Below are 26,002 nucleotides of genomic sequence, written 5' to 3'. Positions count from 1 at the left end.
TTTACTATAAACTATGAAACCAGCTTTACTTTTCTTTTTTGCAACTCTTTTTTCATTTTCATTATTTGCTCAAGTAGAAAGTCCGCCACCACCTTGTGGATTTCTAGATATAAAGATTTGTGATGATATCGGAGGTGATGGGATAGTGGTTATAAATCTTAGAGAAGTATTACCTTTTCAAATGTTTTGTCTGGCAGCTCAAAATTCGGTTATGGAAGAAGATTATCATTCTATTACATATTACCTAAACGAAAGTGATATGATGAATGAGGTAAATCCAATAGGAAACCCAGAATCTTTCAGGAATTCTTCAAAAGATTTTGAAATTTATTTTAGAGCCAATAAAAAAATACCTGAAGGTTTTACAACAGATGTTCTTTACCGTAACGGTATAATTGAAATCTTAATAGGGCCATCAATAAATCAACCTACTTCTTTTGAAAAATGCGATGATGAGTCAAAAGACGGTATTGAGATATTTGATTTAACTACTAAAATACCAGAAATTGTTGGAGGAGCATTAACAGATGTTAGAGTTACGTTACATGAGACAATGGAGGGGGCTGAAACTAATAATGATGTTATTGTTAATTCAACAAATTATACTAATAATATGCCTACCGTTCAAACTATTTATGTGAGAGTAGAGCATAATGACACAGGTTGTTATTCAATTACAACCTTTGATTTGATTGTTAGGGATTGTGATGCTGTGGGCGTCATAGAAATCAACGCATTTCATGATGAGGATGAAAATGGAGTCTTTGAAAATGACGAAATTAACTTTTTAAATGGAGTGTTGACTTACGAAAAAAATAAAGACGGCATTACACGATATTTATATGCTTCAAACGGTAATTTTAAAATCATTAGTGATGAAAACAGTGATGTTTTTGATATAAGCTACAGTATTTTTGAGGAATTTGAAAATTGTTATAACTTAATAGTTGATTCATACGAAAACGTAAGTATTTCCAATGGTAATACCATAACGTATAATTTTCCAGTCACAAAAATAATGGAATGCGGAGATATTGCAGTTTATTTAGTATCAAATATACCACCAAGACCAGGGTTTGATTACAAAAACTATTTAGTTGTTGAAAATAAAGGTATTGAAACCATTTCATCGGGTACAGTAGAATTTACCATGGATGCAACACTAAGTTTAAATGGTGTAAGTTTTGTTAATGCAGGGAATTCAGTAACAAATACCGCAAATGGATTCAACTTAAATTTTACAAATTTGCAACCCAATTCTTATGAGAAGGTTCGTGTAGATATGAAAGTTCCTATTCCTACACCACTAGGAACAGTTTTAACTAATACGGCACGATACACAGGTAATGATGTAAATATGGATAATAATTATACCGAACTTTCCGAAGTGGTTATCGGTTCTTACGATCCCAACGATATCCTAGAATCCCACGGTCCAGAAATAATACATAGTAGTTTTACTTCTGATGATTATTTGTATTACACTGTAAGATTTCAAAATGTTGGTACTGCTGATGCTATAAATGTTTCTATTGATAATACCTTAGATGCTCGATTAGATAAATCTACAATTCAAATGTTAAGTTCAAGCCATGACAATGTATTTACAAGAGTAGATAATCAGCTTAATTGGCAATTTGATAATATTCATCTACCTAGTGAAGATATGGACGAGCCCAATAGCCATGGTTACGTTTACTATAAAATTAAACCCACAGCTGGTTATAGCGTAGGGGATATTATACCAAATACAGCAGAAATTTATTTCGACTTTAACCCCGCAGTGATTACAAATACTTTCGAGACTGAGTTTACCACTACGTTATCAAATAGCTCTAAAGCGTTTTCATCGTTTACAATGGCTCCAAACCCAGCCTATGATTTCGTAGAATTGGAATTTGATAAAAACACGTTGAACACAAAAGAAGTAAAAATCTATAGTATTCAAGGTAAACTTATCAAGCGTTTCTCTAATATTACTCAAACATCACTAAAGCTAGATACCTCAAAATTTAATGCTGGGTTATACTTTTTAAAAGTAAGTGATGGTATTACAGATGAAGTTAAAAAATTGGTAGTTAATTAAATTAAAATTTTAAAAGCCTAATTATAACCAAGCCTCAGAATATTTCTGAGGCTTTTACTGTAATTAAAAATCCGTAACTTCGACAAATACACGTCAATAAAAACCACCAAAATGATAAAGCATAGTTTAATAGTAGCGCTAGTTGTTTTAGTCTCATGTAAAAGTGATAAAAAGGAAACTTCTAAATACGCCGAAGAACAACTAGATATAACAACGTCTGTTTATCCAAAAAATATTACCAAAGTATTCGATGCCCATGGTGGTATAGATGCATGGAATAAAATGCAAGGTTTAGAGTTTACTATGGGAAAACCAAATGGTAATGAAGTAACAACAACCAATTTAAAAAATAGAAAATCACTTATTGAAATGCCTAAACATACAATTGGGTTTAATGGTAAATCAGTTTGGTTAAAACATAAAGATACCACCCAGTATAAAGGCAATGCAAAGTTTTACTATAATTTAATGTTCTATTTCTATGCTATGCCGTTTGTATTAGCTGACGATGGTATTACATATCAAGATACAGAACCATTGGTTTTTGAAGGTAATACCTACCCAGGAATCAAAATAGCTTACGAAGCAGGTATTGGAGAATCTCCAGAAGACGAATATATTTTATATTATCATCCAGAAACATTTAAGATGGAATGGTTAAGTTATACCGTTACCTTCTTTTCAAAAGAAAAAAGTAAAGAATTTCATTTTATAAAATATAGCAATTGGCAAACCTTTAACGGGTTAGTTTTACCAGAAACGCTAACATGGTATAAATACGAAAACAATTTACCAACCGAAAAGCGTAACGATTTAAAATTTACAAATATTAAGCTCACAAAAGAAAAGCCTGAATCACAAATTTTTGAAATGCCTAAAGGTGCTAAAATTATAGAATAATATTTGGTAAGTTTTAAGAGTTACAAAGAGAAGATAAATTTAAAACTACAAGCCTTCAGTTTCTAAATAGTTTACTAAAAGTGCTACAACATAGCTGTAAGTTTCCATGCCTTTAGGTTGATTATTTGCTTTTAAAAAATTACCATAGAATAGTTTAAAAAATGGCTCAAAAGGGTTTTCGTGCGCTTCCCAAAACTTTCGAGATTCCTCGTAGTTTTTTAGTATTCCTTTGTTTACATCGGCAACTATATCTTCAAAAAGGCAAGAATCTCGTCTGTAAATTTCATTCAAGCAAAAGCGTAACCCAAAGGTGTAACCACAATATTTAATGTAAATATCGTTGTTACTAGAAGCAGCCATAAAACCAATAAAATTAGCTTCATTTTCAGCTGCATACCCTAGTTGGTGCGCAATTTCATGAGCAGCGGTAGTTGGAAATTTATACATGGGAATTTTACCATTAACCTGCGCTTCATTTGTGAGAGGGTTTAAGTATCCGCTAAATCCCATATAGGTTAATGGATAACTAAATAAAGATTGTTTGGTACTTTCAGGGTAGTATTCCAGATTAGGAAATTTTGTTTTCAAATTGTTATAACCCTTTGGTATTAATGCAAATACGGTTTTTTTATCATGTGGCACCTCCACTTTTAAAGTGTCATTTTGTGTGATTTGTAAATGTAAATTGTTTGAAACAGAAATTAACATTTCAGTAGTATTTACAAGTTGCTCGGTAGTATAATCTGCATTTAAGCCTAAATTTTTATGTAGCGGTAATCGGTAATAATTCATACCCCAAAATAAATGAAAGGCAAAGTAAATCAATGAGATAGCTGCAAAAACATCCACAAGCCAATTTTTAAAATCATTTACTATACGTTTTTTATGTTTTATAAGCCACCATGTGATATAAAATCCACCAAGACCATAAACTAAATCGCCAAAAGAAAAAGGGAGCCATCCTAAAACAAACCGAAACAGTTTAGAAAGCCATTGGTAAAGCCCTTCACTGTAGTATCGTTCAATAAATTCAGGGTAATTCAAGAGCCACTTTACCAACACTATCTGCGGAATTAACCCTAGAGCTAACCATAATTTTTTCTTTTTCAACATAACTCAAAAATACTAAAAATTTGTACCGCAGCGTTTGTGTACACTAACTAAAGCTTCTTCCTGCTTTCCGTTATACCTGCCTGCCGGCAGGCAGGTCTTTTTTTTTGTGCCTTAAAAAAAGGATGCCACTGCAATCAGGAGTAGCTGCCAATGTCATAGCATTTTTGCTATCTTTGATTGTTCGCTTTAAATTCAACTATGAGTAAAGAAATAAGACAATTAGAACCCAAAGTACTTTGGAATAAATTCGCCGATTTAAATGCTGTACCAAGACCTTCAAAAAAAGAAGAACGTGTAATCGCATTTATGAAAGATTTTGGTGAAAATCTTGGTTTAGAAACATTAGAGGATGAAGTAGGTAATGTTATTATAAAAAAACCAGCAACAGCTGGAATGGAACATAGAACTACAGTAGTTATGCAATCGCACTTAGATATGGTGCACCAAAAGAATAGCAACACCGAATTCGATTTTGATACTCAAGGTATTGATATGTTTATTGAAGGAGATTGGATAAAAGCTAAAGGCACTACTCTAGGAGCAGATAATGGTTTGGGTGTTGCCACAATTATGGCTGTTCTTGAAAGTACTGACATTTCACATCCAGCGATAGAAGCATTATTTACGATAGATGAAGAGACAGGTATGACTGGTGCGATGGGCTTAAAAGCTGGTTTATTATCAGGTGGTATTTTACTCAATTTAGATACCGAAGAAGATGATGAAATAGGCGTAGGGTGTGCAGGAGGAATTGATGTTACTGCAACTAGAGATTACACGGAAGAAGAAACTCCAGAGTTTAAAATAGGATTTGAAATACTTGTAAAAGGTTTGCAAGGCGGGCATTCTGGGATGCAGATACATGAAGGTTTGGGAAATGCCAACAAAATAATGAACCGCTTGTTATTTGATGGTTTTGAAAAATTTGGATTGCGAATCTCAGAGATAGATGGAGGCAGCCTGCGAAATGCAATTCCAAGGGAAAGTAGGGCAGTGGTTGCCATAGATGCTGTACATGAAGATGATTTCATAACCCAACTAAAATCACTGTCAATAACTATTAAAACCGAATACAAAACCATGGAACCTGATTTGGTAATTGAGATTACTAAATGCGATACACCAAAACATATTATGGATTTAGGTGTGCAAGAAGGATTTACCAGAGCCATGTATGCAGCTTTAAATGGTGTGTATAAAATGAGTGCAGATATTCCAGAACTGGTAGAAACTTCAAATAATATAGCAAGGGTTATTGTAAAAGACGGTAAGATAAAAGTTGGATGTTTAACACGTTCTTCGGTAGAAAGTTCAAAACTAGATTTAGCCAATAGTTTAAGGGCAACTTTCGAGCTCACTGGTTGCGAAGTGGAATTTTCGGGCGATTATCCAGGGTGGACACCTAATATGGATTCTGCTATTTTAAAAGTGATGACAAAGCTTTATGAAGATTTAAATGGAGAAAAGCCACATGTAGCAGCCTGTCATGCAGGTTTAGAATGTGGTATATTAGGTAAAAACTATCCAGATATGGATATGATAAGTTTTGGACCCAACATTAAGGGAGCGCATTCCCCAGACGAACGTGCCCAAATTTCTTCGGTACAAAAGTATTGGAGGTTTGTACTGGAGATTTTAAAGCATATTCCTGAGGGATGATATGTATTTACAGCTAGTATTTAAGCCATTGGCGAGGTATAAACCTCGCTATAGCTCATAATAAGATAACAAACTCTTTTTTTACACCTCTTGCAATGCTTTTATCCTCATGTGTTTTGCGGATTTTACTAGGTTTTCTAGTGCAACCTTAGTTTCAGGCCAGTTACGTGTTTTTAAACCACAATCTGGGTTTACCCAAAGTTGATCAGTAGGGATAACAGCTTGGGCTTTTTCCAATAGCTGTTTCATTTCTTCGGTCGATGGTACTCTTGGGGAATGAATGTCATAAACTCCAGGGCCTATTTCATTAGGATATTTAAATTCAACAAAAGCATCTAATAATTCCATCTGCGAACGAGATGTTTCAATTGTAATAACATCTGCATCTAAGTTAGAAATGCTATGGATGATATCGTTAAACTCTGAATAGCACATATGTGTATGAATCTGAGTTTCGTCTTGTACAGAAGAAGAACTTATACGAAATGCTTTTACTGCCCAGTTAAGATATGTGTTCCAGTTTTCTTTTCTTAACGGTAGTCCCTCTCTAAATGCAGGTTCGTCAATTTGGATTATTTTTATGCCTGCTTTCTCAAGGTCGGAAACTTCATCTCTAATTGCCAATGCTATTTGTGTGCAGGTTTCTGAACGAGGTTGGTCATTCCTCACAAAGCTCCATTGTAATATGGTAACGGGTCCCGTAAGCATTCCTTTCATCCAATTATTGCTTAGTGATTGTGCGTAAGCAGACCATTCAACAGTAATTGGTTTTGGGCGGGATACATCTCCATAAATAATAGGAGGCTTTACACATCGTGTTCCGTAGCTTTGTACCCATCCATTTTGTGTAAATACAAAACCATCTAATTGTTCGCCAAAGTATTCTACCATATCATTTCTTTCAAACTCTCCATGCACCAGTACATCAATTCCAATGTCTTCTTGGATCCGGATGGCTTTTTCAGTTTCTTCCTTTAATAGTTTGTTATATTCATTTTTGTCAAGGCTTCCATTTTTAAACTTAGCTCTCCACGAACGTACTTCTTTGGTTTGTGGGAATGAGCCAATTGTAGTGGTTGGAAATAAGGGTAGATTTAATGCTTTATGTTGTTTTTCTTTACGAATAGAAAATACGTTTTTACGTCTTGCCTCTTCCTCTGTAATGGCGTTTACACGTTCTTTTACAATTTCGTTATGGATGAGATTAGACGTTTTTCTACTTTCAATAGCAACCGTATTTGTTCTTAATTTTTCAATAGCAGCCGTATTATTTTTATCAATAACTAAAGTTTTAAGTGTGACTACTTCATCTACTTTTTGTTTTGCAAATGCTAGCCATTGCTTTATTTCAGGGTTAAGTTCTGTTTCAAAATCTAAGTTTAAAGGTGAATGAAGCAAGGAACAAGATGTCCCTATCCAAATATTTTCTGGTGGTAATTTTTCTTTTACTTGTTCGATGACTTGGAACGATGTTTTAAAATTATTTTTCCAAATATTTCTTCCATCCACTACACCTAACGAGAGGATTTTGTCTCTGTTTAAAGACGGATGTGTTAAAATATCCTCTAATTGTTTCCTACAGCGTACTAAATCTAAATGGATAACATCTACAGGCAATTTTAAAGTAAGGTCTAAATTCTCTCCGTAGCAATCAAAATAATTGGCAAGAATTAATTTTACCTTGGTATTTAAGTTTCCAAAATATTCGTAAGAACGTTTAACAGCTTCCTGTCCCTTCATATCCAAGTCTGTTGCCAAAATTGGCTCATCAATCTGAATGTATTCTGCTCCTAAAGCATCGATTGTTTTGATTAATTGCCCGTATATAGGTAATATCTTATCTAATAATTCAAGACTATTAAATCCGCTTTCTTTCTCTTTACCTAAAAGTAAAAAAGTTACTGGACCAATAATTACAGGTTTTGTGTTGATGCCGAGAGCAAAAGCTTCTTTATGTTCATTAATGATTTTTTCGGCATTTAATGAAAAACTTTGGTCTTTACTGAACTCAGGAACAAGAAAGTGATAGTTAGTGTCAAACCACTTAGTCATTTCCATGGCAATTACATCTACGTTTTCTTTTTGTATTCCTCTCGACATTGCAAAATACTGTTCCAACCCTGTAAGGTTTGAGAATCTTTGAGGGATACAACCTAAAGTGATACACATATCTAACATCTGGTCGTAGAGTGAAAAATCATTTGAAGAAATAAGGTCAGCACCAAGCTTATTTTGTTCTAGCCAATTTTTTTCTCTAATATTCTTGCTAATGTTAGATAATTCCTCTTCCGAAGTTTTACCTTTCCAGTACGTTTCAATAGCTTTTTTAAGCTCTCTTTTTTCCCCTATTCTGGGATATCCTAAGATAATCGATTTCATTGTATTTATTTTAAATTTCTTTCAAAACTACATATAGTAGTTATAATATTTATTTGAAATCATATTTTTAGATGAATACTCTTTGAATATTGTTTTATTAGATAAAATAACTTTAATTTGTAATGATTTGATACATTAAAAGAAAATTCATCTATGGCTGATTTGGACGAAATTGATTTGAAGATATTGGGGTTACTTCAACTAAACGGAAAGTTGACAACAAAAGAACTGGCAGGGCAAGTGCATCTATCCCCAACACCCGTTTACGAGAGGGTAAGGCGTTTGGAAAGAGAAGGTATCATAAAAAAGTACGTGGCACTGGTTGAAGCTGAAAAAGTAGGAAAGGGGCTTGTTGTGTTTTGTGATATTACTTTAAAAGAGCATACAAAGGCAATTGGTGTTCAGTTTGTGAAGGAGATTATGTCTTTAAAGTATGTGTGTGAGTGTTATAACATTTCTGGAGATTATGATTTTAGATTAAAGGTCTTAGTGAGTGATATGAAACATTATCAAGATTTTGTGCTTAATGATTTAGGGTCAATTAAAAACATTGGGAGTGCTCATAGTACATTTGTTATGGGTGTTATTAAGCAATCATTTTCAGTACCATTGGGGTAATCGTTTTTAAGTTAAGATAGGGAAGTTTATAATTGAATTTTTTAAAAAGTAATTCTCAACCCTACTCAGTTATTTATTAGCTTTTATTGTTAATATCTAAATCGAATAATTTTTTTTGGTCAACATTGTATTTTATGTTCCAATATAGACAACCTCCATGAAACGATATTCTTCTTCCTTGATTCCACTCTTCCTCTTTACTTGCTAAAGTGTACCAAAAAGAGTTTATATGTAAAATTCGGTGTCCATCCTCATTGATATATCCAAAATATTGACGTTTATATTTATCCAAATTCTCATGAATAATTATAGGGCCATCTTGGTTTTTTAATGCTTTATTTAGTGTTTTTAAGTGTTTATTTAGTTGTTTCTCAGCACGTAAAATATCTTTTTTAGTGGGTGTGTATGCTTTTCCTCCAAATTCGTGATATCTGTATGGAAAAATCATAACATCAAATCTTTTTGTTTTAAAATGTTCAGTCTTAACAGAGTTGCTATCATTTTGTCCGTTGCAATAAAGAATGGGATTTAGTAGCATTACTAAGTATGACATTTTTATAATCCATTTAATATTTATTTTCATAAAGTTATAATCGTAATTTATAAGGTTGATTATTTAAAAAATAGTTATTGCGAAAATAATTTACAGGTTATTTTTTATTAGGAACCATCTAGGAATATATATTGTTTTAATGACGTATAGTCGATTTTAAACGAAGGTAGTAGAAAGTTTTTTCAAAGTCAAATGTACTTTTACAGGGTTACTATTTTATAAAGCCAAGTTCTTTAATAGCTTAAACTTACAGGGTGTCTGTGTTGTTTAACCTTTAGAGTCAATCCACTATTAAGTTTCTATGATAAGCTAAATAAGCTTTTCTTTTCTCATTTAATATAGCTGTATCAAGTTTATATCCTTTCCAAAATTCTTTTACATCCTGAGCTATTCTATTTGAAAACAGTATTGTACCATCATCATTAAAGGAAATGTACTTTAAATCAAATAAAGAATCAATGGTTCTACTTAACAACAATCCGTTGTTGGGGTCATAAGCTTCATGCTCATCTGAGTTTATGAATGGTTTTATATGACTTGCAATTAAAACAGGGTAAGAAAGGTGTTCTAAAACACATATAGGGTTACCATAAATTTCTTCACACTCTGCCTGTAATTGGTTTTTGTATAATCTATGTAAGTACGGGTCTCTTTTTTTGGCTGTTGTTGCTTTTATATCTTCTCCAAAAATTCTCTCAGCATCTTCGGTAAAATATAAATCATCTTTTACAAATGTGAGATTGTCCAGTTTACTCAGAAGATTACAAAAATGACTTATTTGATTATATTTTCGTTTGTAGAAATCAATAGCAATAGCATATTCTTTATGTATGTTTAAATCTTCCTCAGAAATGAAGTCTTCATTGTATTCTTGAAGATTTACGAGCATTAACCCAGTGATTTCATCTTTACTTAACTTTCCATATTCTATTAAACTTTTTATTAAAAAGTTTAATTCTCTTAAGTTAGATTCTTCATTTACAGCTCTATTTAAGCTAGAGTTTGAGTATACTATTTTTGATAATAAAGTTTCAGCTTTTTTATTAGTTCGAGATTCTAAAAATTCTTTAGCTAGAGGGTGGTAAGAAGTTAAATAAGGTTGAATAAACCCCATTTTTACTAATTGATTAATAGATTTTCTTATTGAGATTTGATTTTTAGGTAATGTCTCATTAATCTTGTTTTGAAGTCTTTCATATTTTATTTCGTTGTATTCTTCTTCTGCATATTCATCTATAAAGTCAATACAAATCTTTAATGTTTTAAAAAATTTACCGTTAATGTTATAGCTTGTAAAAGCGTTAGTTAGGCTCCAATATTCCTCGTAATTTTGTTCACTCATTAGTCAAAAGTATTTTTATCGATTGACTTTAATTTAAACAGAGGCACTTCATAATAAGGTGCGCCTTTATTTTGTTTTACAGGATAATTTAAAATTTCAGAACGTTTAATATACCCCAAGATTTGTATTTGATTTGGGGTAACAGTTTCATTGTATTTAACACCAATGTATATATCTTTTGGCTTATCTCTTACATCATGAATTTTTGGCATCAAATAGCGAAAATAGTTTTTTGTAGCAGATTTTATTTCAACTCTTTTAGAGTTAATTACCATGTCGCAATCATCAACAATACCGGAATTATCAAGTCCTTTTGCAGGTTTTTCAACAGTAAAATTTTCTTCTAACCATTTACTGGCTAATATTTCGCAAACTATACCACGCCAAGCCTCAACATTGGAATAACGCCAGCTACCAGCTTCAATTTTTTTAAACGCTTCAATTTGTTGTTTCGCAAACAATTTGTCTTCCTCTGTTACCTGAACTATTATCATACATTTTATTTTTCACTATAAATAAAAATTCTTTGTTCTTTTCTTTTTTGTCTTTACCAGTTATTTGATAATTATGTTTGCGTTCCACTACCTCAATATTATCTGAATATTTTTCTAATAACTTAATTAGTTGATCTTTGCTTGGATAAGAAGAATTATTATAGCTTAAATACCAATATTTAAAGTTATTAAGTTTAGAAAATAGTTTGTCAAAAAGTTCGATTACAGAATTTTTGTTTATAAAGTTATTTTTAAAAGGCACTGTTATCTCTGATGTTATAAAATTATCTACTAAACCGTAAAAACCAAAGTAATTATTCATGGTACCTGTGTAAGGGGGATCTAAATAAATAATATCAGCCTTTACTGTTTCTAATAGGTTAAATATATCATCATTATAAGCAATGTTGTTTTTGTTATTGCTAAATACTGCTTGATTATATGCATCTAAATTTTGAAGAAAATGGTGTTTGAAAGATTGGTTGTGATATGCTCTTCTTCTCTTGTATTTTTTATAGCTATATTCTTCATCTCTAAGTTGCACTATTTTATCCCAATTTAATGTAAATCGTGAGTAAGGCATTTTGCGGATCATGGCTCTTCTCATTAGAGCAAACGCTAATGACTTCTTTTCTTCTGACGTTAATAGATTAATGTTTTGTCTATATAAATCAAGTGCTTTACATTCGTCAGGGAAAAAGTAGACTTCTGAGTAATTTTGAAACATAAAACCTTCATAGGGTTCCCCACTAAAAATTGTTTCAATATCAGATTTATCGAGTACAGTAGTGTTGTTTTTAATCAATGCATTTGCAATATGATAATTGACTTTTAAAATGTCATTTGTATAAATTTCTAATCCTCTAGATTTTGCTTCATAACTTAAAGAACAGCCGCCTGAAAACGCATCAAATAGTGTTTCAGCATCAGTTGGGAATTGGTCGCAGATCCACTTAGCAATTTTTTCTTTATTACCAATATAATTAACTTTTGGGTATTTAAACATGTTTACTCATCTTGATAATTACACTTGCAATAGCTTCGGCCATTTTTGGTGGAACAGAATTCCCTACTTGTTGTTGTTGTGAAATTTTTGTGCCTTTAAACACAAAATTATCTGGGAAAGATTGCAGTTTTGCTAACTCTCGTACTGTTAATGCTCTATTTTGTTCATAGTGAAATATTTTTCTCATATCACCTGTTACGGTTACAGAAGGTTTATTACTGGCGTATTTGATATATTTTCTAACGTCTCCAGATTTTGGTCTAATTGCAATAGGAATTTCACTTCTATTACCTCCATCAGAAACAAAACTCATTTTATGTAACATCTGTTCGGAGTGTGACATTGCAACATGGTTAGGGACTTTTGATTCTTGACCAGATTTTAATTTAGGATAAGAAGATAGTGCTTCTCTTACAGTTACATATTCATCTATTTCTTTTTCAGGAAAAATGATAGTATTCTTGGTTTTTGAGCCTATAAATATGGCTCTTTTTCTAACTTGAGGCACGCCATAATCAGCAGAATTAAGAATTTTACATTCAACTTTATAACCAAGATTCTCAAAATCAGTAATAATTTCTGCTCTAGTTTTGCCTTTGTTATGATTGTATAACCTAGCAACATTTTCCATTACAAAAAAAGAAGGCTGGATAACTTCTACAACCCTTACAAATTCTTTAAATAATCTATTTCTTGGGTCGTTAATAAATTGTCTGCCAATATTACCCGCAATACTAAAACCTTGGCATGGCGGACCGCCAATAACAACATCTATATCATCGAACTCTTTTAAATATTTAAGTTCAGAATTTGTTACCTCACAAATATCTTTTTGTATTAAATTATGGTTAGGGAAATTATGTTTATATGTTTCACAAAAACTGGGTTCTATATCTACTGAAAACACATTTTGAAACCCTTTGTTGTCAAAGCCAAGAGAAAATCCTCCAGCACCAGAAAAGAGGTCTATATACTTTAAAGTTTTACTCATAATTCTAATTTTCCTTGTACTACATTAACATTTTTGTAATAGTTTGCAGTATCCTCTGCAACCGAAAAAATAGAATCAGAACATTTATGTTTTATGGCTTCTTTAACGAATTTATCAGCAAAAAACAGATCAGTTACAGCTTGAAGGTCTGTTTGAAAAAGTTCGGCAAGTTTTTTCAGTTTAGATTTACTGAATTTTTGACTTCCATTTTCAATTCTACAGATGGCACTTGTGTTTATTCCAATTTTAGTTCCGAGTTCGGTTTGAGTCCACTCTCGTTTTTCTCGTTCTGTTTTAATATAATGTCCGAAACTTTTCATTTGACCCATTTTTATCAAATGTAAAAATAAATTGCGATTTTTATATCAAGTCCGCGGCTTTTTTGAGGTAATATTTGGGAGTAAAAGCACTTTGTTTTTAATACTTGTTCTAGGAAGTTAAACTATAAGGCGGTTTTAAGGAACAGGATCATAACCTTTGCCTCCCCAAGGATGACAACTAAAAATACGTTTTACAGCCAACCATCCTCCTTTTAAAATACCGTGTTTTTTTAAGGCCTCTTTAGAATAATGAGAACAAGTGGGTTGATATCTACACGTAGCAGGTGTTAAAGGCGATATCACAGTTTGATATATTTTTATCAAAAACAGAAAAGGTGCTATTAGTATTTTTTTTAGCATTAAGCAATTAATCCATTATAGTCAAGAATCTTGTTAGTTTTAGAGCTAATATGTAATCACGCCACATTATTATTGTAGAATAACAAAAACGAAAAGTAACGCGGTTTAATTTACTGAAAACGAGGTTCCATCTTTGCCGTCTTTCAAAACAATACCAACCTCGGCTAATTCATCCCGTATTTTATCAGAAAGTGCGAAATCTTTATTAACTCTAGCTTCTTGTCTTAGTTTTATTAAAACATCAACAGCACCAGCTAATTTATCACTTCCAGAACTGGTTTCTACGGTATTTTCTAGCCCCAAAACATCAAAAGCAAAAGTATTCATAGTAGTTTTTAAAATCTCTAAATCGTCTACAGAAATACTGGCATTACCTTCTTTAATTTGATTGATGTATTTAATAGCCTCGAATAAATGAGCGATAAGGATAGGCGAATTAAAATCATCATTCATTGCATCATAACATTTTTGTTTCCATGCTAAAACATCAATGGTTGAATTGCCTAAAGCTTTAATCTCGTTCATTAACTTAATGCCTTCCATCAACCTGTAAAATCCTTTTTCACTGGCTAATAAGCCATCATCAGTCAAATCTAAGACACTTCTGTAAGAAGACTGCGCATTAAAAAAACGAATAACCCCTGGTGCAAAAGCTTTACTAAAGAATTTATTATCTCCTGAAAGCAATTCATTAGGATTAACGGTGTTTCCTGTAGATTTAGACATTCTTGCACCATTTAATTCTAACATATTAGCGTGCATCCAATAGTTAACAGGAGAGCACCCTTTTGCAGCCTCATTTTGTGCAATTTCACACTCATGGTGCGGAAACTTTAAATCCATACCTCCACCATGTATATCAAACTTGTCTCCTAAATATTTAGTACTCATTGCAGTACACTCTAAATGCCAACCTGGGAAACCATCACTCCAGGGTGACGACCATCGCATAATATGTTGCGGTTCAGCTTTCTTCCAAAGTGCAAAATCTTGAGGATTCTTTTTATCACTTTGTCCATCCAAAGTGCGAGTATTGTGTATTAAGTCTTCAAGAACTCTTTTGCTAAGTTTCCCATATTTACTGGTTTCATTAAACTTGTGTACATCAAAATATACAGAACCATTTACTTCATACGCAAAACCATTATCTATAATTTTACTTATCAATTCAATTTGTTCAATAATATGTCCTGTAGCTGTAGGTTCTATACTTGGAGGGAGAAAATTAAACGTTTGTAATACATTATGGAAATCTACAGTATATTTTTGTACAACTTCCATTGGTTCAATTTGCTCTAAACGTGCTTTTTTAGATACTTTATCCTCTCCAGCATCTTCATCGTTTTCTAGATGACCAGCATCTGTAATGTTTCTAACATAACGCACTTTATAGCCTAAATGCTTAAGGTAACGAAACACCATGTCAAAAGACATAAAAGTTCTTACGTTCCCCAAATGCACATTACTGTAAACTGTGGGACCGCAAACATACATGCCAACGTGGCCATCATTTATAGGTTTAAAAACTTCTTTTTGTCCAGTAAGAGAATTGTATATTTTGATTTGGTTTGTTAGATATAACTGCATTTTTTTGGTTGAATGATGAGTTATTATTTGGAGCTAGTATTGGTTAAAACTGAGTATCTAATTGAATGTAGTCTAAAAACTCACGACGCGTTGCCATATCCTTAAACTTTCCGCCAAATTCAGAAGTTACCGTGCTGCTTTCAATATCACGTATACCTCTAGAATTTACACATAAGTGTTTCGCATCAATAACACAAGCAACATCTTTAGTATTTAAAACGCTCTGAAGTTCTTTTACAATTTGAATCGTTAAACGTTCCTGCACTTGTGGGCGTTTAGCAAAATAATCTACAATACGATTCATTTTAGACAAGCCAACAACTGTACCGTTAGAAATATAAGCAACATGTGCTCTACCAACAATAGGTAATAAGTGGTGCTCACAAGTTGAATACACTGTAATATTTTTTTCAACCAGCATTTCGCCATATTTATATTTGTTGTCAAAAGTAGAGGCATTAGGTTTTTTCTTAGGGTCTAAACCACCAAAAATCTCATTAACAAACATTTTAGCTACACGGTTAGGCGTACCGCTTAAGCTATCGTCCGTTAAATCTAAACCAAGTGTTTCCATAATATGGCGCACATCGTCCTTTATAATGTCAATCTTCTCTTCGCTTGTAAGCTTAAAGGCATCACTACGCATTGGTGTATCCTCCGAAGTACCAATGTGTTCGTCTCCTAAAGCATCAAACTCTTCTAAATTGTCAAATTTCATAATAAATAACTGAAAATTTAATTTGCAAAGATAAGCATTTCTCAATTTTAGCTTATACACGCAATGTTAATAATAAGTGATAAGAAATAATCTATATATCTCTTATAATTTGGGCGTTACCATAAGGGTCAGGCTTTCACTAGTCGCTCCTCCTTAGGTCGGGAGCTCCACATACCGTTCAATCCTTAACGCAGCTCCGTTTGTTTATACTATATTGTACTACTATGGTAAGTCCCTTTTTGTTTAAAACAATTACAAAAAAGCCTGAACTTTAAAGAGTTCAAGCTTTCAATTTATAGTATCTAAAATTTAGAATTTAAATATTAAATCCTAAAGTTAATGTGATGTTGGAATTTTCTCTGTTAATAGTTGCAGCGTCAATTAAGCCAACATTAAAAAGCGGAGTTTGGTCTGTACGCTCCCACTTGTCGTATGTAATGTCTAATCTTGTGTTTCCAAAATTGTATCCAAAACCTAAAGAAAAACCAGTTAAGTCTCCAACAGTAACACCATCTACATAAGGGCTTTCTTCAAATCTGTAACCACCTCTAAAGCTAAATTGTTTATGTTTGTACTCACCACCAAGTCTATAAGTAGAGGCAGTAGTTAATAGGTCACTTATGTCAGCATTTAAACCTGTAAAATCATTTTCTGGTCTAAACTTAGTAGCACCATAATTTTTAGTAGAATAATCAAAACTTATTAGACCCTTTTGTCCAAATATATAAGCAGCACTACCAGTAATTCTAGCAGGTGTTTGTAATCTGTAAGACGGGAAAATATTGGTAACTTGTGGATTAATAGTAACGCTAAATGGTTCTCCATCGTTTCCAACCGTACCTAAAAATTGCGAAGTTTCCTCTTCAATAGTATACCAAACAGGTGAGTCATAAGTAAACCCTACTCTAAATTCATTGGTTAATTTTAAAATTCCACCCAATTGAAATGAAAACCCAGACCCTCTTGTAGATAAATTATTTTCAAACTCTACATCCGAGATTATGGACCCCGCATTATTATTATCTTCAAATAGTAAGGTAGAACGATCATAATCAATAAAATGAGAATTAAAATTTGCTCCTAGATATAAATCGTCTCCATATTGTGCAGCAACATTTACCCCAATTTTACCGTTATAGCCAGTAGATACAAATGTATAGTCGTGATTAAAATTACCTTCTGCTACATTAAGTAAGTAGTTTGTATTATTATCGGCATTATTTTCTGGATCTAATATAAAAGATTCAAACCCTAAAAAGCCTTGTTGATGCGCAAAGCCAAGATCATTACCAATATTAATGTAAGCATCATCTAGCGATTCATTTGGAAATGCTGAGATTTCATCTAAACGTAATCCATTTGCGTAATCAAAGAAATAGCTTCCAATAGTATTATTAAAGTTGTTACTATTGGTATTAGTTCCTACTGCAAACCAACTATCGTCAAAATTGTTTGTTCTATCATAAGCTACACCAATGGTAAACTTCTTCCAAGGCGAGTTACTTGTACTTTTAAAAACAAAAGCAGCACCACCTTGCGTTAAATCAAAATTAGAATCGTTGGTGTTTCCTGAGCCATTAAAGTACTGTGTACTATTATTTAACTCAGAATTAGTTAATGAAAATGATGCGTGACTTTGACTAAATACAGCAGAACTCGCAGGATTTATGCTTACTGCACTCATATCTCCTCCTAAGGCACCAAAAGCACCGCTTAAAGCTCTAAAACGAGCTGTTCCTTGAATATTATCTTGAGAATAACGTAAAGCATCGCTTATATCTTGACTATAAATAGTAGAGATAGATAAAAGTGCTATGCAAAATAATTGGAGCTTTTTCATATGTTCAATTTTTTGTTATTTGTTGAGCAAAAGTAACCTAAGTATGTTTAAAATAATCACTGCTTTATAGGCAATAAGATTATTTTAAACATATCTTTAGATCATATTAAATTCTATTGATTTTTACAGCGTATTAACGTCTTCTTCCGCCAGAAGAGCCTCGTGAACTTCCAGAACTTCTAGAGCCTCCTGATGATCTAGAGTAAGACCCTGAACTTCTTGATGAAGATGACCTTGAATATGAGCCACTGCTACTTCTACTACTTGAAGAACTTCTACTATAATTAGAGCTTCTGCTAGAGCTACTTCTTGACGATGTAGCTGATGAGTTTCTTCTAATAGGAGTAGAGTATCTACTATTACTTCTAGAGTTAGATGATGATCTATTAGGAGAATAAGAAGGCTGTCTTGAGCTACTTCTTCTCACTGTTGAATTTCTATTTATAGTATTAGGAGCATTAGAACGTCTTACTTGAGATGATGTTCCATTGTTTACTCGAGCACTACTATTTCTTCTAGCTGTACTATATCTTGATGTAGCATTATTGTTACCTGTAACATTGGTTCTACGAGATGTATTATTATTGCTCGCAATACTGGTTCTACGAGACGTGCTGTTGTATCTTCTATTAGCTGTCGATGTTCTCGCTGTAGTAGAAGAAGAACGTCTTGTGCTAGCAATGCTACTTCTTCTCAAAGTATTATTACTTCCAGTTGTATTTCTACCATATACTATGTTGCCTCTTCTTGAGTTATTAAAGGCTAAGTTGTTGCCAAACCTGCTTCCAGCATAAAAACGATTACCATAAAACCCTGGAGGGCACCATGCATTCCAACCCCAACCGAAGCCACCGCCCCAGCCAAAGCCGCCATTAAACCATGGGTCGTTCCATCCCCATCCGAAGCCACCGCCCCAACGGTTCCAGCGATTCCAACCCCAGTTATTCCAACCCCAACCGAAGCCGCCGCCCCAGCCAAAGCCACCATTAAACCAAGGGTCATTCCACCCCCAACCCCAGTTGTTCCAACCATTGTCGATGTAGTTTATAGTAACGTTATCATTAGTTTGTCCCCATCCAGCATAACCCTGGTAATCATTATAAATAGTATCATTTACAGCAAGGTTTTCATTACCACTGCTATAGCTATCTATATCTGTGAAGATTGCACCATTATCCGTAGCAATTTCGTATTCTTGAGCTTTGTTTTTAAAGTAATTCTCATAGTAATCATTACCTTCTGCATTTTTGCTTGCATCAACAACTCTTACTTGATTCTGCTTATTATCATTAGTTCCACCATAAATACCATCATTGTCAACACCCACATATTGGTAAGAACCGCAAGATGCTAATCCGAATAACAACCCAAGGATTGCAACGAATTGCATTTTCGATTTTAAGTAATTATTAATTTGCATATCTCTATAATTTAATTGTTGAACATAACAAAAATAGTTAGTTTTGCGCAACTATTTTTTTATTTAACATAGTCACAATATTTGTGCCAAAAAAGCGATATGGGAAAAAAATTGACGAGTAGGGCAGAAGATTATTCAAAATGGTATAACGAATTGGTTGTCAAGGCAGATTTGGCGGAGAATTCGGCAGTAAGAGGTTGTATGGTTATTAAACCGTATGGTTATGCTATTTGGGAAAAAATGCAGGCAGAATTAGATAAAATGTTTAAAGAAACAGGACATCAAAATGCCTATTTTCCATTATTTGTGCCCAAAAGTTTGTTTGAAGCTGAAGAGAAAAATGCAGAGGGTTTTGCCAAAGAATGTGCTGTTGTAACGCATTACAGGTTACAATCTGATCCTGATAAAGAAGGAAAGTTACGAGTAGACCCACAAGCAAAACTAGAGGAAGAGTTAGTTGTGCGTCCAACAAGTGAAGCTATTATTTGGAATACATATAGAAACTGGATTCAATCTTACAGAGATTTACCTTTATTGATAAACCAATGGGCTAATGTTGTACGTTGGGAAATGCGTACACGTTTGTTTTTACGTACTGCAGAGTTTTTATGGCAAGAAGGGCATACGGCGCACGCAACTAAAGCGGAAGCAATTGAGGAAACGAAATTGATGAACGGTGTGTATGCGAAGTTTGTAGAGAATTTTATGGCTATTCCTGTGGTACAAGGTGTAAAATCTGAAAGTGAGCGATTTGCAGGAGCTGAAGACACCTATTGCATAGAAGCACTCATGCAAGATGGAAAAGCATTACAAGCTGGAACCTCACATTTTTTAGGACAGAATTTTGCAAAAGCATTTGATGTAAAGTATGCTAATAAAGAAGGTAAACAAGATTATGTTTGGGCTACCTCGTGGGGGGTTTCTACTCGCTTGATGGGAGCTTTAATAATGACTCATAGTGATGATAATGGTTTGGTATTACCTCCAAATTTAGCACCATATCAAGTAGTTATAGTTCCTATTTATAAAAATGAAGAACAATTTGATGCCATAGCTAAAGTAGCTGATGACATTATTAGTGATTTAAGAGATAGAGGTATCTCAGTTAAGTTTGATAAAAGAGATACGCTTCGTCCAGGGGCTAAATTTGCACAACATGAGTTGCAAGGTGTGCCTGTGCGTATTGCAATAGGACCAAAAGATTTAGAAAACGAAACTGTTGAGGTTGCTAGAAGAGATACTTTAAGTAAGCAAACTGTAATTTTAGATAGAGTTTCAGTAGTTATTGAAGATTTATTAGAAGACATTCAAAAAAGTCTTTTTGATAAGGCTTTAGCATTTAGAGAATCTCATACTACAACTGTTGACACGTTTGGTGAATTCAAAAATGTTTTAGAAGCCAAAGGCGGATTTATTTCTGCGCATTGGGATGGTACCAGTGAAACTGAAGATAAAATAAAAGAGTTAACTAAGGCTACAATTCGTTGTATTCCTTTAGAAAGTAAGGAAGAGAATGGTGTTTGTGTTTATTCAGGAAAACCATCTAACAAACGTGTTTTATTTGCAAAAGCATATTAGATTAAATTTTTTTGAAAAAAGTTTCATCTACTGTTGCAACATTTAAAAATAGTTGTATTTTTGCATCCGCAATGGAAACGTTGTAGGTTCATTTAAATAATAAATAACCAAATGGCCCGTTCGTCTATCGGCTAGGACGCCAGGTTTTCATCCTGGTAAGAGGGGTTCGATTCCCCTACGGGCTACAATTAAATTAAGAAAAATAAATGGCAAATCATAAGTCAGCTTTAAAAAGAATTAGAAGTAACGAATCTAAGCGTGTGTTGAATAGATATCAACACAAAACTACGCGAGGTGCAATTAAAAGGTTACGTGAGTTAACAGACAAGAAAGAAGCAGAAGCGATGTTTCCTTCAGTTGTTTCAATGTTAGATAAGTTAGCTAAGAAAAATGTTATTCATGCTAACAAAGCAGCTAACATTAAATCTGGTTTAGCAAAACATATTGCTGCTCTATAGTAGTAAAACAATAGTTATATAATATTAAGACCACTCTACTTAGAGTGGTTTTTTATTGGAATAAACTTTTTATTGAATTGTTTATTATCGCTTAAAGTTCAAATATATCTAGCTGTTTAGCAATCTTAAACCCTGCTTTTAAAACAAGATTACTTTCTTTACTTTCTGGATTTAGAAGAGGGTTTGTATGATTAAAATGAATAAAAATAATTCTGTTTTTGTCTTGTATGTCTAGATTCTCAAACTTTTTTAGACTTTCAATTACAAAAGGGTGCGGAATCTCAGAAATATCTCTATTATTTATTTCTTTACCACTATAAAATGTAGCGTCTAAAAAAGCATAATCTACTTTTTTAATTTCTTCTACGATATCTTTACTCCATTTTTCCCATTTGTCTATATCTGGAATAAATAAAGCTGTTCTATTAGGGCCTTTTATTTTATAACCAACAGTTTCTGAAAATTCATCTCTATGTGGTACTAAAAACGGAGTTACTGCTATACTGCTTGATAATTCTATAGACTCTTCATGTTTTATGTTGTGTAATGTAATATTTTTATTTTCTACTAATTGAGACCAGGGTCCATTCTCTTCTAAAAATAGTTTCATTTTTGGCATCACATAAGTAGGTGTTTTGTAAGTGTTTGTAGCTTCCTTTCCTAAAAACATTAAACCAGTATAATGTCCAATATGTGCATGCGTAATAAAAATACCATCTATCAAAGTGTTGTGTTTACCAATTTTTAATTGATCCAATATTCTAGTTTGATCTCCAATATCAGGAGTGGCTTCGAAAAGATAAGTTTTATTGTTTTTAGTATCCAATAACCCCAGAGATACTACATTTTTAACATTATTCTTAGGGTTATTAAATAAATTGGAGCAACATGTTTTGTTGCATCCTATTTGAGGAGCTCCAGCATCTTGAGTTGTTCCTAATACAACAATTGAAGGAGTATTGATGGCAGGAGTATTTTGAGTTGTTGTTGGGGAAGAAGAATTTTTTTCTACACAACTAAAGGTGGAGAGTAGAATAAGCGTTAGGTAAAAGATTTTAGAATATATCATGCCAATAAGGAATTCAATGCTTCTAGTCTAATTCAATTCTTTCTTTACGATTTGCTAATTCCCAGGCTGTGTAAAAAATTAGTTGAGTTCTAGCTTCTAAAAACTCGTAGTTTATTTTATCTGGAGTATCACTAGGTTTATGATAATCAGCATGGGTTCCGTTAAAATAAAAAATAACAGGAATATTATGCTTAGCAAAATTGTAATGATCAGACCGGTAGTAAAATCGATTTGGGTCATTTTTTCTATTAAATGTATAATCAAATTCTAAATTCAAGGTGGCTTTATTTATAGAGTCCGAAACAGTATGTAATTCTTTACTTAACCTATCAGAACCTATTAAATATAAGTAATTAGACTTACCTTCATGTTTTTCATCCACACGGCCAATCATATCAATATTTAAATTAGCAACAGTATTCTTTAAAGGAAAAATAGGATCTTCATCAGCATAATATCTAGATCCAAATAACCCTATTTCTTCTCCCGTAACATGTAGGAATGCAATGGATCGTCTTGGTGCAAATCCATCTTTTTCAGCAGCTTTAAAAGCTTCAGCTATTTCTAAAATGCCTACAGTGCCAGAGCCATCATCGTCAGCACCGTTATTAATTTCTCCGTCTTTTGAAATTCCTATATGATCTAGGTGAGCTGATATTACTAAAACTTCATCAGGCTTTTCATAACCCTTAATATATGCTATTACGTTTTCAGAAGCATGATTTGCTCTATTTTTAAAATATTCCATAGGAATTTCTTGGAAATAGTCGCCTTCAGCGATAGGGGATAAGATGCCATTGTTAATATACTGTTGTTTAATGAAATTAACTGCTTTTTTTTGTCCAACCTCTCCTGTTTTTCTGCCTTCAAATTCATCTGAAGCATATGTGTAAAGCATTTCCTTTAGTTCGCTGGCAGTTATTGTTTTTGCATAAATTTCTGGATTAACAGTTCTTCTGGTACTGGTACTTTTATTAGCTTTTTTACAGTTAATTACTAGAAATATTAAACACACTGATATTATGAAGAAATTTATCTTTTTCATGATTTATAATTTTAGAGCAGCTAAAATTAATTTAAAAATATACTATTTTCATCAATTGCAACACGTTTATCTTGATTTACCAATTGCCATGTTGTTGCAAAAATTAGTTTAGTTCGTTTTGCTAATAACTCATAATTTATTTTATCTGGAGTATCTGTAGGCTCAGAATAATCTTCATGTACACCACTAAAATAGAAAATTACAGGAATACCTTTTTTAGCAAAGTTGTATTGATCTGATCTGGTGTAATAATTATTGTGGTCGTTTATTGCATTAAACTTATAATCTAAGTTAATGTCTACATAGGCTTTTTGAACAGCTTCAGAGGTATAATGTAATTCTTTACTCAGTCGGTCAGAGCCTATTAAATAGATGTAGTTATCATCTTCTTCAGAGTGTCTGTCATCAACTCTACCAATCATATCAATATTTAAATTGGTAATGGTATTTTCTAAAGGAAAAACAGGGTTTTCAGTATAAAATTCTGAACCGTATTTACCAATTTCTTCAGCAGTAAAATGGGCAAATAGGATACTTCGCTTTGGTCGGTAGCCATTTTTGGCGGCCATTTTAAAAGCTTCAGCTATTTCAAGTAGAGCTACAGTTCCAGAACCGTTATCATCTGCTCCATAATATATTTTGCCTTTTTGAATTCCTTCATGATCTAAATGAGCTGATAAAACTAAGATTTCTTCTGGTTTTTCAGATCCCTCTATATAAGCCAAAACATTTTCAGATGCTTTTATGTCTTTAGGAAAATAAGATTCTGGAATTCCTTGATAATAATTGTCGCTTACAAAAGGGGAGGGAATACCTAAGTTAATGTAGTAAGATTTTACAAACTCAGCAGCTAACTTATGGCCAGGTTCCCCTGTCATTCTACCTTCAAATTCTTTTGAAGCAAATTTGTATAGGTGTTCTTTAAGTTCTTCAGAAGTAATAGTCTTTGAATATTTCGTGACCAAACTACTGTCTATAATTTTGATACTAGACTTTAAATTTTCAATCCTAGCTGTATATTTTGGAGTGGCACAAGTACCAACAAGTGTTAATAGAGAGAGGGTAATAATAAATTTCATGCTTTTTCTTTACCAAAAACGAATGCCTCTATAAAACTCTATGAGAGAAAAACTACATATTTGCATTGTTTTAAAACAATGCAAATATACTAAATTGTAAAAATTTAACTACCATTCTTATTCGATATCTTCTATATCTAATTCTTCTAGTTCTCCAATAGCTTCTTCTTTAGATTCTGCTTCTTTTTCAACTAGAGCTTCAGTATTCCCTACTTCGGTAGTACTAAAGATAGCTTTGTAAGTAGTAATGCCTAGAGCCATGACTGTGAGTAAAAATGAAAATTGAATAATTTTTTTAACCTGTCCAGCTTTTTTTGATAAATAAAAAGCTATAAGTCCAAAAATTAATGCTGATACACTTGGGAAAATGGATAAATTTGAGGCAGGTAAAACAGATAGAATAATAGCAATAAAAGAAGCGATAACTGCTAGGATAGTAAATAAGCGTTTCATGATGATTTTATTTAATTTTTTAACCCGGTTGCAGACTGTATTTTTAGTTCTCCACTACCTACTGGGATTTTAAATTTGCCGTAAACCATTATTTTATTGGTATCAGCTGTGAGCCATACTAGATTATCTCTATTGTTTTTTATCACATTAGACTCATTACTACCTATAGCAATTTTATAACAAGTTTTATTGCCAATAGCGGTGTTTATAGTTTCTTTTCCTAAGTAAGTAATTTGAGCATTTATTTCCTTTCTGTCAAAAATAACCGTAAATGATTTTTTTGTTCCCTCATTCATAGACTCATAATCAAAAAGTCTAATTTTATATAATGTAGAAACAATATCCTTAGTTCCAGAATTAATTTTTATACTTTTCTTCTCAACCCAATCATTCTTTTTTGTCTGTACAGATTTTACAGTGTTAGTTTTATGACTAAAGGTGTATTTCATATTTTTAAAATAGCCGCCTTCATTTATGTCACGTTTATACAAGTACGGGGTTAATGTTTTTGGATTAACATAACTTTCGTATAAGTCTCTTATTTTAAAGAAATTATCCCATTTTTTATAAGTTACTGCTTTGCATTTTAAATGTAGAAGTGTGGCTTTTGACGTCTTTACATTACTAGTTTCTAATGTTACTTGGGCAATATTATTAAGTACACCAGACATGTTATAGGATGCCGTGTATACCAGTTTTTCGCCAGCAGCAATTGCTGTATTTTGTGCAGAGGATATAAAAGTCCCTAAACATAGTAGAAGAATAAGGAGTTGTTTCATTTACTTGATTTTAGTATTTATAACGAAAACGTTATCATTTATTGTGCCGAAAATACAATGCCAAAAATTATTATGCTAATTTGAGATTAACAATTAGTTCTTTTCTGTAAAATGATAAGGTAAATTCCGGTTCCTTTATAAAGCTTTTTTAATCG

Annotated in this window: 24 protein-coding genes and 1 tRNA gene; 7 read left to right on the top strand and 18 right to left on the bottom strand. The window is 32.7% G+C overall.

Annotated elements, in window-relative coordinates; all coding sequences use genetic code 11:
* Positions 1-13 precede the first annotated feature (13 nt).
* Both EYD46_RS09500 and EYD46_RS09495 read left to right on the top strand, forming a co-directional pair.
* Positions 14-2,086, top strand: a complete 2,073-nt coding sequence (locus tag EYD46_RS09500; protein WP_130936855.1) for a T9SS type A sorting domain-containing protein — start codon at positions 14-16, stop codon at positions 2,084-2,086.
* A gap of 111 nt (positions 2,087-2,197) precedes the next feature.
* A complete protein-coding gene (locus EYD46_RS09495) occupies positions 2,198-2,986 on the top strand; it encodes a DUF6503 family protein (protein ID WP_130936854.1) in 789 nt (262 codons plus the stop codon).
* A gap of 45 nt (positions 2,987-3,031) precedes the next feature.
* Here the strand turns inward: EYD46_RS09495 and EYD46_RS09490 are convergent, their stop codons facing one another.
* Positions 3,032-4,099, bottom strand: coding sequence for a DUF3810 domain-containing protein (locus EYD46_RS09490; protein ID WP_130936853.1), 1,068 nt, complete (start codon positions 4,097-4,099; stop codon positions 3,032-3,034).
* A 198-nt stretch (positions 4,100-4,297) separates the two neighbouring features.
* Here EYD46_RS09490 and EYD46_RS09485 point away from each other — a divergent pair, with 198 nt between their 5' ends.
* Positions 4,298-5,758 carry an aminoacyl-histidine dipeptidase gene (locus EYD46_RS09485; protein WP_130936852.1) on the top strand — a complete coding sequence of 487 codons (1,461 nt, stop codon included), beginning with the start codon at positions 4,298-4,300 and terminating at the stop codon, positions 5,756-5,758.
* 81 nt (positions 5,759-5,839) lie between these two features.
* Here EYD46_RS09485 and metE read toward each other — a convergent pair whose 3' ends face one another.
* Positions 5,840-8,137 carry a 5-methyltetrahydropteroyltriglutamate--homocysteine S-methyltransferase gene (gene metE, locus EYD46_RS09480; protein ID WP_130936851.1) on the bottom strand — a complete coding sequence of 766 codons (2,298 nt, stop codon included), beginning with the start codon at positions 8,135-8,137 and terminating at the stop codon, positions 5,840-5,842.
* A 153-nt stretch (positions 8,138-8,290) separates the two neighbouring features.
* Between metE and EYD46_RS09475 the strand changes: the two genes are divergently transcribed.
* The gene (locus EYD46_RS09475; protein WP_130936850.1) at positions 8,291-8,755 is read left to right on the top strand and encodes an Lrp/AsnC family transcriptional regulator; all 465 of its coding nucleotides are present in this window, start codon (positions 8,291-8,293) and stop codon (positions 8,753-8,755) included.
* A gap of 76 nt (positions 8,756-8,831) precedes the next feature.
* Here EYD46_RS09475 and EYD46_RS09470 read toward each other — a convergent pair whose 3' ends face one another.
* The 11 genes from EYD46_RS09470 to EYD46_RS18060 all read right to left on the bottom strand — a co-directional run bounded on the left by EYD46_RS09470 (position 8,832) and on the right by EYD46_RS18060 (position 19,356).
* Positions 8,832-9,308 (bottom strand): hypothetical protein, encoded by a 477-nt coding sequence (locus EYD46_RS09470; RefSeq protein WP_130936849.1) that lies wholly within the window; start codon positions 9,306-9,308, stop codon positions 8,832-8,834.
* 280 nt (positions 9,309-9,588) lie between these two features.
* Positions 9,589-10,650: an HNH endonuclease gene (locus EYD46_RS09465; protein WP_130936848.1), complete on the bottom strand. Its 1,062-nt coding sequence runs from the start codon at positions 10,648-10,650 to the stop codon at positions 9,589-9,591.
* The gene (locus tag EYD46_RS09460; RefSeq protein ID WP_130936847.1) at positions 10,650-11,144 is read right to left on the bottom strand and encodes a hypothetical protein; all 495 of its coding nucleotides are present in this window, start codon (positions 11,142-11,144) and stop codon (positions 10,650-10,652) included. The genes EYD46_RS09465 and EYD46_RS09460 overlap by 1 nt, the downstream gene beginning before the upstream one ends.
* On the bottom strand, positions 11,089-12,150 hold the full coding sequence (locus tag EYD46_RS09455) for a DNA adenine methylase (RefSeq protein ID WP_130936846.1): 1,062 nt from the start codon (positions 12,148-12,150) through the stop codon (positions 11,089-11,091). The genes EYD46_RS09460 and EYD46_RS09455 overlap by 56 nt, the downstream gene beginning before the upstream one ends.
* Positions 12,143-13,141, bottom strand: coding sequence for a DNA cytosine methyltransferase (locus tag EYD46_RS09450; protein ID WP_130936845.1), 999 nt, complete (start codon positions 13,139-13,141; stop codon positions 12,143-12,145). Before EYD46_RS09450 ends, EYD46_RS09455 begins: the two co-directional genes overlap by 8 nt.
* Positions 13,138-13,461, bottom strand: a complete 324-nt coding sequence (locus EYD46_RS09445; RefSeq protein WP_130936844.1) for a helix-turn-helix domain-containing protein — start codon at positions 13,459-13,461, stop codon at positions 13,138-13,140. Before EYD46_RS09445 ends, EYD46_RS09450 begins: the two co-directional genes overlap by 4 nt.
* Positions 13,462-13,596: 135 nt before the next feature.
* Positions 13,597-13,821 carry a membrane protein insertion efficiency factor YidD gene (gene yidD, locus EYD46_RS09440; RefSeq protein WP_130936843.1) on the bottom strand — a complete coding sequence of 75 codons (225 nt, stop codon included), beginning with the start codon at positions 13,819-13,821 and terminating at the stop codon, positions 13,597-13,599.
* Positions 13,822-13,926: 105 nt separating this feature from the next.
* The gene (gene cysS / locus EYD46_RS09435; protein WP_130936842.1) at positions 13,927-15,408 is read right to left on the bottom strand and encodes a cysteine--tRNA ligase; all 1,482 of its coding nucleotides are present in this window, start codon (positions 15,406-15,408) and stop codon (positions 13,927-13,929) included.
* A 43-nt stretch (positions 15,409-15,451) separates the two neighbouring features.
* Positions 15,452-16,126: a GTP cyclohydrolase I FolE gene (folE, locus tag EYD46_RS09430; protein ID WP_130936841.1), complete on the bottom strand. Its 675-nt coding sequence runs from the start codon at positions 16,124-16,126 to the stop codon at positions 15,452-15,454.
* A gap of 316 nt (positions 16,127-16,442) precedes the next feature.
* Positions 16,443-17,966, bottom strand: coding sequence for an OmpP1/FadL family transporter (locus EYD46_RS09425; protein ID WP_130936840.1), 1,524 nt, complete (start codon positions 17,964-17,966; stop codon positions 16,443-16,445).
* A gap of 133 nt (positions 17,967-18,099) precedes the next feature.
* Positions 18,100-19,356, bottom strand: a complete 1,257-nt coding sequence (locus EYD46_RS18060) for a hypothetical protein (protein WP_130936839.1) — start codon at positions 19,354-19,356, stop codon at positions 18,100-18,102.
* A gap of 129 nt (positions 19,357-19,485) precedes the next feature.
* Between EYD46_RS18060 and proS the strand changes: the two genes are divergently transcribed.
* From proS to rpsT, 3 genes are all read left to right on the top strand, one after another.
* Positions 19,486-20,964 carry a proline--tRNA ligase gene (gene proS, locus EYD46_RS09415; RefSeq protein WP_130936838.1) on the top strand — a complete coding sequence of 493 codons (1,479 nt, stop codon included), beginning with the start codon at positions 19,486-19,488 and terminating at the stop codon, positions 20,962-20,964.
* A 113-nt stretch (positions 20,965-21,077) separates the two neighbouring features.
* Positions 21,078-21,149, top strand: a tRNA-Glu gene (locus EYD46_RS09410).
* Between the two features lie 21 nt (positions 21,150-21,170).
* Positions 21,171-21,422, top strand: coding sequence for a 30S ribosomal protein S20 (rpsT, locus tag EYD46_RS09405; protein WP_130936837.1), 252 nt, complete (start codon positions 21,171-21,173; stop codon positions 21,420-21,422).
* Between the two features lie 91 nt (positions 21,423-21,513).
* Here rpsT and EYD46_RS09400 read toward each other — a convergent pair whose 3' ends face one another.
* The 5 genes from EYD46_RS09400 to EYD46_RS09380 form a co-directional block, all read right to left on the bottom strand.
* Complete coding sequence (locus tag EYD46_RS09400; RefSeq protein ID WP_130936836.1) at positions 21,514-22,491, bottom strand: MBL fold metallo-hydrolase; 978 nt, start codon at positions 22,489-22,491, stop codon at positions 21,514-21,516.
* Between the two features lie 22 nt (positions 22,492-22,513).
* A complete protein-coding gene (locus EYD46_RS09395) occupies positions 22,514-23,536 on the bottom strand; it encodes a M28 family metallopeptidase (protein ID WP_130936835.1) in 1,023 nt (340 codons plus the stop codon).
* A 26-nt stretch (positions 23,537-23,562) separates the two neighbouring features.
* Positions 23,563-24,615 carry a M28 family peptidase gene (locus tag EYD46_RS09390; protein ID WP_130936834.1) on the bottom strand — a complete coding sequence of 351 codons (1,053 nt, stop codon included), beginning with the start codon at positions 24,613-24,615 and terminating at the stop codon, positions 23,563-23,565.
* A gap of 117 nt (positions 24,616-24,732) precedes the next feature.
* Entirely contained in the window at positions 24,733-25,068 is a 336-nt protein-coding gene (locus EYD46_RS09385; RefSeq protein ID WP_130936833.1) for an FUSC family protein, read from the bottom strand.
* A gap of 11 nt (positions 25,069-25,079) precedes the next feature.
* On the bottom strand, positions 25,080-25,847 hold the full coding sequence (locus EYD46_RS09380; RefSeq protein WP_130936832.1) for a DUF3108 domain-containing protein: 768 nt from the start codon (positions 25,845-25,847) through the stop codon (positions 25,080-25,082).
* Positions 25,848-26,002: the final 155 nt, after the last annotated feature.

This window comes from Hyunsoonleella pacifica (assembly GCF_004310335.1).
Classification (GTDB): domain Bacteria; phylum Bacteroidota; class Bacteroidia; order Flavobacteriales; family Flavobacteriaceae; genus Jejuia; species Jejuia pacifica.
This window is presented reverse-complemented; position numbering and strand designations above follow the sequence as displayed.

Excerpts from the sequence above, each read along its gene's own strand:
- cysS (WP_130936842.1), bottom strand. The coding sequence starts at position 15,408 with ATGCAGTTATATCTAACAAACCAAATCAAAATATACAATTCTCTTACT.
- EYD46_RS09455 (WP_130936846.1), bottom strand. The coding sequence starts at position 12,150 with ATGTTTAAATACCCAAAAGTTAATTATATTGGTAATAAAGAAAAAATT.
- EYD46_RS09500 (WP_130936855.1), top strand. The coding sequence starts at position 14 with ATGAAACCAGCTTTACTTTTCTTTTTTGCAACTCTTTTTTCATTTTCA.
- EYD46_RS09450 (WP_130936845.1), bottom strand. The coding sequence starts at position 13,141 with ATGAGTAAAACTTTAAAGTATATAGACCTCTTTTCTGGTGCTGGAGGA.
- EYD46_RS09465 (WP_130936848.1), bottom strand. The coding sequence starts at position 10,650 with ATGAGTGAACAAAATTACGAGGAATATTGGAGCCTAACTAACGCTTTT.
- rpsT (WP_130936837.1), top strand. The coding sequence starts at position 21,171 with ATGGCAAATCATAAGTCAGCTTTAAAAAGAATTAGAAGTAACGAATCT.
- proS (WP_130936838.1), top strand. The coding sequence starts at position 19,486 with ATGGGAAAAAAATTGACGAGTAGGGCAGAAGATTATTCAAAATGGTAT.
- EYD46_RS18060 (WP_130936839.1), bottom strand. The coding sequence starts at position 19,356 with ATGCAATTCGTTGCAATCCTTGGGTTGTTATTCGGATTAGCATCTTGC.
- EYD46_RS09385 (WP_130936833.1), bottom strand. The coding sequence starts at position 25,068 with ATGAAACGCTTATTTACTATCCTAGCAGTTATCGCTTCTTTTATTGCT.
- EYD46_RS09395 (WP_130936835.1), bottom strand. The coding sequence starts at position 23,536 with ATGAAAAAGATAAATTTCTTCATAATATCAGTGTGTTTAATATTTCTA.
- EYD46_RS09445 (WP_130936844.1), bottom strand. The coding sequence starts at position 13,461 with ATGAAAAGTTTCGGACATTATATTAAAACAGAACGAGAAAAACGAGAG.
- EYD46_RS09470 (WP_130936849.1), bottom strand. The coding sequence starts at position 9,308 with ATGTCATACTTAGTAATGCTACTAAATCCCATTCTTTATTGCAACGGA.
- EYD46_RS09425 (WP_130936840.1), bottom strand. The coding sequence starts at position 17,966 with ATGAAAAAGCTCCAATTATTTTGCATAGCACTTTTATCTATCTCTACT.
- EYD46_RS09490 (WP_130936853.1), bottom strand. The coding sequence starts at position 4,099 with ATGTTGAAAAAGAAAAAATTATGGTTAGCTCTAGGGTTAATTCCGCAG.
- EYD46_RS09485 (WP_130936852.1), top strand. The coding sequence starts at position 4,298 with ATGAGTAAAGAAATAAGACAATTAGAACCCAAAGTACTTTGGAATAAA.
- EYD46_RS09495 (WP_130936854.1), top strand. The coding sequence starts at position 2,198 with ATGATAAAGCATAGTTTAATAGTAGCGCTAGTTGTTTTAGTCTCATGT.
- EYD46_RS09460 (WP_130936847.1), bottom strand. The coding sequence starts at position 11,144 with ATGATAATAGTTCAGGTAACAGAGGAAGACAAATTGTTTGCGAAACAA.
- yidD (WP_130936843.1), bottom strand. The coding sequence starts at position 13,821 with ATGCTAAAAAAAATACTAATAGCACCTTTTCTGTTTTTGATAAAAATA.
- metE (WP_130936851.1), bottom strand. The coding sequence starts at position 8,137 with ATGAAATCGATTATCTTAGGATATCCCAGAATAGGGGAAAAAAGAGAG.
- EYD46_RS09390 (WP_130936834.1), bottom strand. The coding sequence starts at position 24,615 with ATGAAATTTATTATTACCCTCTCTCTATTAACACTTGTTGGTACTTGT.
- EYD46_RS09400 (WP_130936836.1), bottom strand. The coding sequence starts at position 22,491 with ATGATATATTCTAAAATCTTTTACCTAACGCTTATTCTACTCTCCACC.
- EYD46_RS09380 (WP_130936832.1), bottom strand. The coding sequence starts at position 25,847 with ATGAAACAACTCCTTATTCTTCTACTATGTTTAGGGACTTTTATATCC.
- folE (WP_130936841.1), bottom strand. The coding sequence starts at position 16,126 with ATGAAATTTGACAATTTAGAAGAGTTTGATGCTTTAGGAGACGAACAC.
- EYD46_RS09475 (WP_130936850.1), top strand. The coding sequence starts at position 8,291 with ATGGCTGATTTGGACGAAATTGATTTGAAGATATTGGGGTTACTTCAA.